The organism is Sphingomonas sp. 4RDLI-65, from assembly GCF_049472435.1.
Lineage (GTDB): Bacteria > Pseudomonadota > Alphaproteobacteria > Sphingomonadales > Sphingomonadaceae > Sphingomonas.
This window is the reverse complement of the sequence record NZ_JBCEBT010000007.1, coordinates 78,823-90,450: the sequence shown is the minus strand read 5'-3', so window position 1 is coordinate 90,450 and position 11,628 is coordinate 78,823. Positions and strand designations below refer to the sequence as shown.

The 11,628-nt window shown below is 65.3% G+C and carries 6 protein-coding genes; 1 reads left to right on the top strand and 5 read right to left on the bottom strand.

Translation table 11 applies throughout. From position 1 onward, the window contains the following. Positions 1 to 88: 88 nt before the first annotated feature. The gene (locus VH567_RS14780; RefSeq protein WP_423327016.1) at positions 89 to 1,378 is read right to left on the bottom strand and encodes a homoserine dehydrogenase; all 1,290 of its coding nucleotides are present in this window, start codon (positions 1,376 to 1,378) and stop codon (positions 89 to 91) included. Between the two features lie 91 nt (positions 1,379 to 1,469). Between VH567_RS14780 and VH567_RS14775 the strand changes: the two genes are divergently transcribed. Further along, positions 1,470 to 4,217 (top strand): [protein-PII] uridylyltransferase, encoded by a 2,748-nt coding sequence (locus tag VH567_RS14775; RefSeq protein ID WP_423327015.1) that lies wholly within the window; start codon positions 1,470 to 1,472, stop codon positions 4,215 to 4,217. 201 nt (positions 4,218 to 4,418) lie between these two features. Here the strand turns inward: VH567_RS14775 and VH567_RS14770 are convergent, their stop codons facing one another. The 4 genes from VH567_RS14770 to VH567_RS14755 form a co-directional block, all read right to left on the bottom strand. Beyond that, the gene (locus VH567_RS14770; RefSeq protein ID WP_423327014.1) at positions 4,419 to 7,253 is read right to left on the bottom strand and encodes a TonB-dependent receptor; all 2,835 of its coding nucleotides are present in this window, start codon (positions 7,251 to 7,253) and stop codon (positions 4,419 to 4,421) included. A gap of 549 nt (positions 7,254 to 7,802) precedes the next feature. After that, positions 7,803 to 8,333, bottom strand: a complete 531-nt coding sequence (gene infC / locus VH567_RS14765) for a translation initiation factor IF-3 (RefSeq protein ID WP_056411632.1) — start codon at positions 8,331 to 8,333, stop codon at positions 7,803 to 7,805. Between the two features lie 110 nt (positions 8,334 to 8,443). Then, positions 8,444 to 10,450, bottom strand: a complete 2,007-nt coding sequence (gene thrS / locus VH567_RS14760) for a threonine--tRNA ligase (protein WP_423327013.1) — start codon at positions 10,448 to 10,450, stop codon at positions 8,444 to 8,446. Between the two features lie 322 nt (positions 10,451 to 10,772). Further along, complete coding sequence (locus tag VH567_RS14755) at positions 10,773 to 11,588, bottom strand: LD-carboxypeptidase (protein ID WP_423327012.1); 816 nt, start codon at positions 11,586 to 11,588, stop codon at positions 10,773 to 10,775. Between the last annotated feature and the right edge of the window lie 40 nt (positions 11,589 to 11,628).

Genomic DNA, 11,628 nt, shown 5'->3' with positions numbered 1-11,628 from the left:
YGCAGTRACGGCGCACAGTCCGCCGTTACAACCGTCCCCCAATTGGGCCCCGGCCTTCGCCGGGGTGGTCGACACCAAGGTTGCCCCCTTACCCCAGAATATGCATCCACATAGGCTGGCCCACGAGGCTCTGCGACCCACGCAACTTCTCCAGCGCCTGCGCGATCGACCGCTCCGGGCTCTCATGCGTGACGATCGCGACCAGCACGCTGCCATCCGCAATCGCCCCGCGCTGGATCAGGCTCTCGATCGACACACCCGCGTCGCGCATCGCTGCCGCGATCTCGGCCAGCACGCCGACCCGGTCCGCGACCATGAAGCGCAGATACGCGCGGCCACGCCGCTCGCCGCTATCCGCCTTCGGTGCCGCCGTCAGCGACACGACCGGCATCGCGAACGGCGGCCCGAACTCGCCGCGCGCGATGTCGATCAGGTCGGCCACCACCGCACTCGCGGTCGGGCCATCGCCCGCGCCGGCACCCTGGAACAGCAGGCGGCCAACGAAATTGCCCTCCGCGACGACCGCGTTGAGCGATCCGGTGACATGCGCCAGCGGATGATCGATCGGCACGAGATGCGGGTGGACGCGCTGGAACAGTCCGTCCGCGCCTGCTTCCGCCAGCCCGAGCAGTCGTACGCGATACCCCAAGGCCGCCGCTTCGGCGATATCCGCGCCCAGCAGATGCCGGATGCCGCTGATCGCGACGTCGTCGAACGCCGGCTGCGTCCCGAACGCGACGGCCGCCAGGATCGACAGCTTGTGCGCCGCATCGACGCCGTCGATGTCGAAGCTCGGATCGGACTCCGCAAACCCCAAGGCCTGCGCTTCGGCGAGCACCTCGGCAAAGTCGCGGCCTTCCGACTCCATCTTCGACAGGATGAAATTGCAGGTCCCGTTGAGGATGCCGTACACGCGGGCGATCTCGTTTGCCGCCGCGCCTTCACGAAGCCCCTTGATGACCGGGATGCCGCCCGCGACCGCGGCCTCGAACTTCAGCGCGACGCCCGCTGCCTCCGCCGCCTGTGCGAGTTCGAGGCCGTGATGCGCGATCATCGCCTTGTTCGCGGTGACGAAATTGCGCCCCGCCGCCAGCGTGCTGCGCGCCAGCGTCAACGCCGGGCCGTCCGATCCCCCGATCAGCTCGACCACGACATCCGCCCCCGGCTGTTTCGCTAGCGCAGTCGTGTCATCGACCCACGCGAAGCTCGACAGATCGACGCCGCGATCCTTGCCGCGATCGCGTGCGGACACCGCGACGATCTCGATCGGCCGCCCCGCTCGCTTGGCAATCAACTCGCGGTTCGCATCCAGCAATCGGATCACCCCGCCGCCAACGGTACCCAACCCTGCCAGGGCCACGCGCAATGGTTCGCTCATTTTCGTCCTCCACTCGGGCGTCCGGTTACGTTTCGCAGGCCGTTTGCGCAATCCTGATGACGCACGCGCATCGCGCCCCTATCTGACGCGGATGACCGGCCGCTTCGACCACCTCCCCAACCGCCGCGCGATCGTCGATCGTCGCGCGCTCGCCGAAACCATCGCCGCACTGGAAGGCGTCGACCCGACCGCGCTCCGCCGCGAGGCGACCGCGCTGCTGAAGGCAGCACTCGACAGCGGCCGGATCGAAGTCGAGCGGCGGCTGATCGAACACCCCTCACGCGGGCTCGAAGCTGCGGGCGCGCAGGCGTATCTGATCGACCAGCTGCTCCGCGTGCTGTTCGATTTCACCACGCAGCGACTTTATCCGCTGCCGAACCCGACGATCGGCGAGCGGCTGACGCTGATCGCGGTCGGCGGCTATGGCCGCGCGGAAATGGCGCCGCATTCCGACGTCGACATCGGCTTCCTCACCCCCGGCAAGCAGACGCCCTGGGCCGAGCGCGTGATCGAATCGATGCTGTATGCGCTATGGGATGTCGGGCTGAAGCTCGGCCAGTCGAGCCGCTCGCTCGACGAGATGGTGCGTCAGGCCAAGGGCGACGTCACCGTCCGCACCGCGTTGCTCGAGGCGCGCTATGTGTGCGGCGATACCGAACTCTACGAGCAGGCGTCGCACCGGTTCAAGACCGAGGTCCAGGCGGACACCGCACGCACCTTCATCGCCGACAAGCTCGCCGAACGCGACGCGCGCCACCGCAAGATGGGCGACACGCGCTATGTCGTCGAGCCCAACATCAAGGAGGGCAAGGGTGGCCTGCGCGATCTCCACGCGCTGTTCTGGATCGGCAAGTATATCTACGACGTCCAGCGCGCCGCCGAACTGGTCGAGGTTGGGCTGTTCACCAAGGCCGAATACCGGCTGTTCCACCGCGCCGACAATTTCTTCCAGGCGGTGCGCTGCCACCTGCACAGCATCACCGGGCGTGCCGAGGATCGCCTGACCTTCGACCTGCAACGCGAGATCGCCGACCGGATGCGGTTCTCGGATCGCCCCGGCAAGTCGAAGGTCGAGCGGTTCATGCAGTTTTATTTTCTGCAGGCGAAGACCGTCGGCACGCTCAGCGGCGTGTTCCTCGCGCATCTCGACGAGAAATTCGCGGCGCGGGGACGGCGGTTCGGGTTGCCGACGATCCGTCGTAGCCCCCGCAAGCTCAACGGCTTCGTGCTCGATCGCGGGCGGCTGGCGCTGCCGAACGACGATTTCTTCAAGGCCGACCCCGGCCGGCTGATCGAGATCTTCCAGCTCGCCGACAAGCACGGTGTCGAGATCCACCCGCTGGCGATGCGCGCCGCCGCCCGCGACGCGAAGCTGGTCGACGACGTGCGCACCAGCCCTTCGGCCAACGCTCTGTTCCTCGACATCCTCACCTCGCCGCGCGATCCCGAACTGGTGCTGCGCTGGATGAACGAGGCGGGCGTGTTCGGCCGGTTCGTGCCCGATTTCGCGCGCGTCGTCGCGCAGATGCAGTTCGACATGTACCATCACTACACCGTCGACGAGCACACGATTCGCGCGATCGGCCTGCTCGCGCGGATCGAGAGCGGCGTGCTGAAAGAGGAGCATCCGCTCGCCAGCGCGATCTTCGAGCAGATCGTGTCGCGGCGCGCGCTGTATGTCGCGGTCCTGCTCCATGACATCGCCAAGGGACGTGGCGGCGATCACTCGATTCTTGGCGCGGAGGTGGCGCGGCGGCTTTGCCCGCGATTCGGGCTGACCCCCGCCGAGACCGAGACGGTCGCGTGGCTGGTACGCTGGCATTTGCTGATGTCGGCGACCGCGTTCAAGCGCGACCTCAGCGATTTCAAGACGATCCTCGATTTCTGCGACGTGGTGCAGAGCCCGGAGCGGCTCCGCCTGCTGCTGACGCTGACGATCGTCGATATCCGCGCGGTCGGGCCCGGCGTGTGGAACGGCTGGAAACGCCAGCTGCTCGGCGACCTGTACGAGGCGGCCGAGGAAGTGCTGCGGTTGGGTCACAAGCAGAAGGGGCGTGCGGAGCGGATCGCGGCCAAGCAGGAGCATCTGCGCGACGCGCTCGGCTGGGACGAAAGCGCCTTCGCGACGCTCGTCCACCGGCTTCCCGAGGCGTATTGGATCGCCGAGCCGGAGGACGTGCTGGCGCATAATGCCCGCTTCCTCGCCGATACCGGCGACGCGCAACTGGCGATCGACGCGCATGTCTATCCGGGGCGCGGCGCGACGCTGGTGACGATCTACGCGGCCGATCATCCCGGGCTGTTCTACCGTATCGCGGGCGCAATCCACGTCGCCGGCGGCAACATCATCGACGCGCGAATCCACACGACGCGCGACGGGATGGCGGTCGATAATTTCCTGGTGCAGGATCCGTTCGGCCGACCGTTCGACGAGTCCGGTCAGCTGTCGCGGCTAAAGACGGCGATCGAGGATGCGCTCGCCAATCGCGGCAAACTCGCCGACCGACTGGTGGCCAAGCCCCTACCCCGGACACGGGCGGAGGCGTTCGACATCGTCCCCAATGCGCTGGTCGACAACAAGGCGTCGAACCGGTTCACCGTGGTCGAGGTCAATGCGCGCGATCGACCGGCGTTGCTGAACCAGCTCGCCAATGCGCTGTTCCAGTCGAAGGTGACGATCCATTCCGCCCATGTCGCGACCTATGGCGAGCGTGCTGTCGACACGTTCTACATCACCGACCTGACCGGCGACCGCATCACCCAACCCGCGAGGTTGAAGACCCTGGAACGAAGGTTGCTGGCGGCGGCGGCCGGGGAAGAGATCGACCTGGCGGCTTAGTGTTGCCGTCTCACCCCTTCGTCATGCCGGGCTCGTTCCGGCATCCACCGGTCCGCACACCCAGTAGCCGCTGATACGCGGAACCGTGGACCCCGGAACAAGCCCGGGGTGACGGATCTTCTGGGGCCGAGCATTCTCTAAACAAAAAAAGCCGGCCCGCATGTGAGTGCGGACCGGCTTTTTCTTACCCTGCGCCCTCGATCAGAAGCGCGTGCGCAGCGTCAGGCCGTAGGTCCGCGGCTCACCCAGATACGAGGTGAAGATCTGGTTCGCGGTCGAGCCGAACGCCTGGGTCTGCGCCTGGCTGCCGGCACCCTGGAACGGCGCGTTGAACGCGACCTGCTGGTAGTTGGTATCGAGCAGGTTCTGCGCCCAGACTTCCAGCGCCCACTTCTGCGCCGGACCACGAATACCGACACGCGCGTTCATCAGGAAGAAGCCATCCTGGCCCTTTTCGGGGAACAGGTCGGAGCCGGTATTGTAGTCGCTGGTCATGCGGCCATCGACGTAGAACAACGCGGTCATGCCCGACGAGCCGATATCGGGCGTCCACGCGGTCGATGCCGTCACAGTGTGCTTCGGCGCATTCGACAGGTTGCTGCCGGACAGCAGGAACAGCGCCGGATCGAGCGCCTGGCCCGATTCGCTACCGACCAGATTGTTGCGGAAACGCGTGTTCGTGTAGGTGTAGCCGAGGTTCACCGTATAGTTCGGCGCCGGGAACAGCCCTGCCTCGAGTTCGAAGCCCTGCGAGATCACGCCGTATTTCACGTCGCCCGTGCAGGCGCCCGTGGTGGCGCTGGCATCGGTATCCGCACCGTTGAGGCTGGTGCCGCAGGTGCTGATGTTCTCGACGATGAAGTTGGTGCCGTTGAACGTGTTCAGCTGGAAGTTCTTGAACTCCTGGCGGAAGCCCGCGACGTTGAAGGTGAAGTCCTTCGAGGTGAACTTCAGGCCGACTTCAAACGCGTTCACCGTCTCGGGATCGAAGCGCAGATTGGCGGCGCTCGCATTGGTTGGTGCGGAGAACACGTTCGCCGTCAGATCCGAGCGGTCGAGATTGTAGCCGCCCGCCTTGTAGCCGCGCGAATAGGAGGCGTAGAGCAGCGTGTCGGTGCGCGGCTTGTACGAAATCACGCCGGTGCCGGTAAACTCGCCTTCCTTGAACCCGTTGTTGAGGTCGAGGTTGTTGAGCGCCGATGTCGAGTTGCCCGTGCAGGTCAGCGTGATGATACCACCGACAAGCGTCTTGAGCTGGGCAGGCACGTTGGCACTCGCGAGCAGCGGGCTGAGAGCGGCTTGCTGAGCCGGGCAGACGGTGTTGTTGTTGTTGAAATCGGCGTGGAAATCCTTCGCCTCGTGCGTGTAGCGCAGGCCGCCGGTGATCGACAGCTTGTCGGTCAGCTTGAAGATGTTGTGCGTGAAGAACGCGTAATTCTCGCTGTCCTGGTAATAGGTCGAACGCTGATCGCCCAAATTGTTGAGCGTGCTCAGACGATCGAGGCCGGCGAGGATCGTGGGTGCGAGGGTGCCGAACCCTGCGCCAAGCGCCTGACGCCCGGTAGCACCACCAAGAGCCGCTTGTGGCGTATTGCTGAGGCAACCCGGGTTGTTCGGGTTGCGCAGCGCCGCCAGCGGATTGGCCGTCGCGACGATACGGCAGGCCGCGAACGCGCCGTACTGCGTGCCGAACTTCAGGTTGTCGGCAACGACCAGGTCTTCCTTCGAATAATAACCGCCGATCAACCAGTCGAGCTTGTCGTCGAACAGCGAGCCGTTCAGGCGGACTTCCTGGCTGAAGGTGTGGAACTGGCGGAAGCTGTTGCCGTCGTCGGGACGATAGCCAATGTCGAGATTGCCATAGTCGATGTCGGCCGCGCCGCCCGATTTGTATTCGCGGTATGCGGTGATCGAGGTGAGCGATGCGCCGCCAAGGTTGACGTCGATCTGGCCCGAGCCGCCGTAATCGGTCGTGACGTTCGAATACGCCTTGCCGGGCGAATTGGCGATGCGGCGGTTATACGGATCGCCTGCGCTCGGGAACACCGCGCCCATGCTCTGCATGACCTGGACGATACGGTTGCCGGCGGGGTTGATCGCGAAATCACCGGGCGTGCCGGGGGTCGGATCGATCTTTTCCTGGGTGTTGATGTAGACCGCGCCGCAGCACTTCTCGTCGCGGTGCGTATAGTCGCCGATCAGCCGGACGGTGACGTCGGACGAGGGCTCGAACAACAGCTGGCCGCGAACGAAATAGCGGTTGCGATCGTTGTAGTCGGTGTTGTTGATGACGTCGTAATAGAAGCCGTCGCGCTTGCCGAACACGCCGTCGAGGCGGAACGCCAGCTTGTCCTTGATGATCGGGCCGGTCAGCCCGCCGGCGATGCGGACGTTGTTGTAGTTGCCATAGGTCGCCTCGGCATAGCCGCCGAAGTTATACGAGGGCAGCTTGGTCAGGATGTTGATCGAGCCCGCGGTAGCGTTGCGGCCCGACAGCGTACCCTGCGGGCCACGCAGGACTTCGATGCGATCGACTTCGCCGAGGTCGTTCAGGCCCGAACCCGTGCGGCTGCGATAGACGCCGTCGATGAACACCGCGACCGAACTTTCGAGGCCGGGGTTGTCGCCGACCGTGCCGATGCCGCGGACGCGGGCGGAGGCGTTGGCCTCGCTGCCGGTCGAGGAGATCAGCAGCGAGGGCACGAGCTGCGTCGCCTGGCGGATGTCGTTGGCGCCGGTGTTCTCCAGCGCGGCCGAGCCGACCGCCGACACCGCGATCGGCACGTTCGAGAGGCGCTCGGAACGGCGCGTGGCGGTGATGACGATGTCGCTGGCGTTGCCGCCTGTGTCAGCCTGCGGTGCAACACCTTGTTGCGCAACCGGGGCCTGGCCGGCATCGACCGAACCAGCGGCGGTACCCGAAGTGGTGGTGGCGGTCTGCGCTTCGGGCTGGGTGGTCGGCACGTCCTGCGCGAATGCCGGGGTGACGAAGGCCGCGGTCGCAACGGCGGACAACAGATATGCGGTCATACGCATCGGCATTCTCTCCTGAATGTTCGGATATTTTCGAACTTATGGTTTGGCCGATAGGTAGAGAGATACATACGGTCACGTCTAGTAATTTCCGCATACGGAAAGCGATTTTTGAATATCGTGTCTCCGAACCGCCACACCGTGACAGTTACCAAACCCTAGTTTCAAATCGCAACTGTTTAACGACGGATGCGGGGGCTGGCTGTCAGCCGTCTCACGTGGCGAAGTCTCGATCGTTGGTGGCCCCACCCTCGCCAACGACACCACCCCGGCGAAAGCCGGGGCCCAATTGGAAAGGCCATAGTGGAGAAGCGCTGCCTGCACTCATCACCGTTCCCCAATTGGGCCCCGGCCTTCGCCGGGGTGGAAGGATGCGGGATATGAGCACACTTGCTCCCCATCCCGGCCAGAGAGGTGCCTCTCCCTCTCGCACCAAGCCGGCAGTGAATGAGGACCAGCCATGAACACGCCAGACGCGAAAAAGGCCGGCCAATCCCTCGGGACCGACCAGCCTTTCAACGTCACATCGCAACGGCCGAAGCCACTGCGCCCTTACTTAGGTGCGAGCACCATCAGCATCTGGCGGCCTTCCATGCGCGGATACGCCTCGATCTTGGCGATCTCCGCGACGTCGTCCTGGACGCGCTTCAACAGGTTCATGCCGAGCTGGCCGTGGCTGAGTTCGCGGCCGCGGAAACGCAGCGTGATCTTGACCTTGTCGCCCTCGCCGATGAAGTCGTTCACCTTCTTCATCTTCGTGTCATAGTCATGGTCGTCGATGTTCGGACGCATCTTGATCTCCTTGATCTCCTGCGTCTTCTGCGACTTGCGTGCGAGGTTGGCCTTCTTCTGCGCCTCGTACTTGAACTTGCCGACATCGAGGAACTTGGCGACGGGCGGATCGGCGTTAGGCGACACTTCGACCAGGTCGAGGCCATGCTCGGCTGCCTGCTCGATCGCTTCGCGCGTGAACATCACGCCCAGATTCTCGCCCTCGTGATCGATCACGCGGACCTTCTGGCTCTGGATGAATTCGTTGAATCGCGGGCCGTTCATCGCGGGCGCCTGCATCGGCCGGCGCATCGTTGGAGGACGTATGGGGATTGCTCCTGTTGTTTCTGACAAAGTATTTGGGCCGGCGTATAGCGCAGAAACGCGCGTCCGAACAGATGGCGAATAGCCGGCCCTTGCGATCACATATCGGGTGCGCGCGCCTCGATCGCAACCCGTGCGGTCGCATCGTCGAGCGCCATCATCTCCTGGCCTTGGCTGCCGAGACGACGGATCGCGACGGTGCCCTCGTCCGCCTCGCGCTTGCCGACGACGAACAGCAGCGGCACCTTGGCCAGCGAATGCTCGCGCACCTTGTAGTTGATCTTCTCGTTGCGCAGGTCGGTCTCGACGCGGATCCCCGCCGCCTTCAGCTTCGCCGCGACCTCATGCGCATAATCGTCCGCGTCGGACACGATCGTCGCGACCACCACCTGCACCGGCGCGAGCCAGAGCGGGAAGCGCCCGGCGTGATGCTCGATCAGGATGCCGAGAAAGCGCTCGAACGTGCCGAGGATCGCGCGGTGGAGCATGACCGGGCGGTGCCGCTCGCCGTCCGCGCCGACGTACGATGCGTCGAGTCGCTCGGGCAGCACGCGGTCCGACTGGATCGTGCCGACCTGCCACGTCCGGCCGATCGCGTCGGTCAGGTGAAATTCGAGCTTCGGCGCATAGAACGCCCCCTCGCCCGGCAGTTCCTCGAAGTTCGCCTTGATCGTGTCACTGAGACCCGACTGCATCACCGCCTCGCGCAGTTCGGCCTCGGCCTTGTCCCACATCGCGTCGTCGCCGAACCGATTGTCGGGGCGCAGCGCGAGCTTCACCGCATAATCCTCGAAGCCAAGATGCTTGTAGACGCTGTCGAGCAGCTCGCAGAATTTCCGGACTTCCTCGACGAGCTGATCCTCGCGAACGAAGATATGCGCGTCGTCCTGCGTGAACTGGCGGACGCGCATGATGCCGTGCAGCGCCCCGTGCGGCTCGTTGCGGTGGCAGCAGCCGAACTCGGCCATCCGGATCGGCAGGTCGCGGTACGACTTGATCCCCTGCTTGAAGATCAGGACGTGCGCGGGGCAGTTCATCGGTTTCAGCGCCATCAGGTCGCCCTTGCCCGACAGGATCGCGCCCTCGTCCTCCGCATTGGGGATCTCGTCGGGGACGACGAACATGTTCTCGCGGTACTTGCCCCAGTGGCCCGACTGCTCCCACTGCTTGGCGTCCATCAGCTGCGGGGTCTTCACCTCGGCATAATCGGCGGCGTCGAGGCGACGGCGCATATACGCCTCGAGCTGGCGCCACAGCACGAAGCCGTTGGGATGCCAGAACACCGACCCTTGTGCTTCGGACTGGAGGTGGAACAGGTCCATCTCCGCGCCGATTTTCCGGTGATCGCGCTTGGCCGCTTCCTCGAGGCGGAAGAGGTGCTGGTCGAGCTGCTTCTTGTTGAGCCAGCCGGTGCCGTAGATGCGGCTGAGCATCGCGTTCTTCTGGTCGCCGCGCCAATAGGCTCCGCTGACGCGGGTTAGCTTGAACGCGGCGGGGTCGAGCTTGCCGGTCGAGGCCATGTGCGGCCCGCGGCACATGTCGAGCCACTCGCCCTGGCGATAGATCGTCAGTTCCTCGCCCTCGGGCAGTTCGGCGGCCCATTCGGCCTTGAAGCTCTCGCCCTGCTGCGTCCAGCGATCGATCAGCTGCTGGCGCGACCAGACCTCGCGCTGGAACGGCTCGTTCCGGGCGATGATCGCGCGCATCTCGGCCTCGATCGCGGGGAGGTCCTCGTCGGTGAACGGGCGATCCTTCCCATCGATCTTGGGGGGCGCGAAGTCGTAATAGAAACCGTCGTCGGTCGCCGGGCCGAAGGTGATCTGCGTGCCGGGGAAGAGATGCTGCACCGCCTCCGCCATAACATGCGCGAGATCGTGGCGGACGAGTTCGAGCGCATCCGCCTCGTCGCGCGCGGTGACGAGCGCTAGCTGCGTGTCCCCTTCGAACGGCCGGTTGAGATCGCGCACCTGGCCGTCGATCCGTGCGGCGAGCGCTGCCTTGGCGAGCCCCGGGCCGATCGCAGCGGCGACATCCGCGGGGGTAGTCCCGGGCGCAACCTCGCGGACGGAACCGTCGGGGAGCGTAATGCGGAACATGGCGGACATGAGGGACTTTCTCGTGTTGGAAGTGCGCGGCTTATGCCGTCGCGCGACCTATATAGGCAACCCGCTTCGCTGGAGCCATGATGTGGGGGTTCGGGCGGTAATTGACGGCCGGCACTATTGCACCGCCCCCGCCTGCCACCTGCCACCTGCCACCGCCCTCCTCCTTTGCCCGTCATCCCAGCGAAAGCTGGGATCCCCCCATTCGGGTCGCAGCATCCGCCAACAGGGATACCCCAGCTTTCGCTGGGGTGACGGTCGGGGGTGGTGCCGGAGCTGAAGGTCGGGTCAGCTTGGGTCGGGTCGGTCGGTGGGGCGGCGCGCCTCAAACCACGCCGAACGGCACCACGTGGTTGGCCTGCGTGTGACCGACCTCAGCGCGCCCGAGATAGGGCACGCCCATGTCGCGCGACCATCTCACCATCATATAGTCGAGCGTCTCGCCCCAGGGCGGATCGTTCTCCTGCACCGCGGTCACCGCGCCAAGGCGCAGGCCGGCGATGCCCTTCAACTGCGTGGCGTTGGCGACTTTGAAGAGCATGCGGTCGATCGCGTACATCGCCTCCGACACCTCCTCGACGATCAGCACGTGATCGGTGAGATCGGGCAGCCACGGCGTGCCGATCAGCGACGTCAGGATGCTGAGGTTGAACGCCGCCGAGGGCCGCCCGTCCAGGCCCGGCTCCAGCCCCGCCCGATCGCCCCGCACCATCCAGCCCAGCGACCGCGCGACCGTCGCCTCGCCGTCATGCCGGTTGACGTCGCTGACCATCGGGCCGTGCACCGGCCGACCGATCCGCCGGGCGTAAAGCGCACCGAGCAGGAAACCGACGTCGGAATAGCCCAGATACGTCTTGTGCCGCGCCGCCCTCCCGAGTTCGGGCATCACCATCGCGAGGATGCGGTTCGCGCCATAACCGCCGCGCAGGAACCACAGCGCGTCGAACGCCGGATCGTTGGCGTACTCCAGGAATGCCGCCGCGCGCCGAAAGTCCGAGCCCGCGAAATGACCGTCGGTCTCCAGGCATTGTGGATGGAAGACGAGCTCGACCTCCGGAAACGCGGTCGCCGCATAGGCGGTGATCTTGGCGATCGCCGCGGGATTGGTCCGGCTCGACGCGGCGAGGACACCGATGCGCATTGTTCGTGTTCCCGACCTTGCCCCGTTACCAAACCGCCCA

Excerpts from the sequence above, each read along its gene's own strand:
- thrS (WP_423327013.1), bottom strand. The coding sequence starts at position 10,450 with ATGTCCGCCATGTTCCGCATTACGCTCCCCGACGGTTCCGTCCGCGAG.
- VH567_RS14770 (WP_423327014.1), bottom strand. The coding sequence starts at position 7,253 with ATGCGTATGACCGCATATCTGTTGTCCGCCGTTGCGACCGCGGCCTTC.
- VH567_RS14775 (WP_423327015.1), top strand. The coding sequence starts at position 1,470 with ATGACCGGCCGCTTCGACCACCTCCCCAACCGCCGCGCGATCGTCGAT.
- VH567_RS14780 (WP_423327016.1), bottom strand. The coding sequence starts at position 1,378 with ATGAGCGAACCATTGCGCGTGGCCCTGGCAGGGTTGGGTACCGTTGGC.
- VH567_RS14755 (WP_423327012.1), bottom strand. The coding sequence starts at position 11,588 with ATGCGCATCGGTGTCCTCGCCGCGTCGAGCCGGACCAATCCCGCGGCG.
- infC (WP_056411632.1), bottom strand. The coding sequence starts at position 8,333 with ATGCGCCGGCCGATGCAGGCGCCCGCGATGAACGGCCCGCGATTCAAC.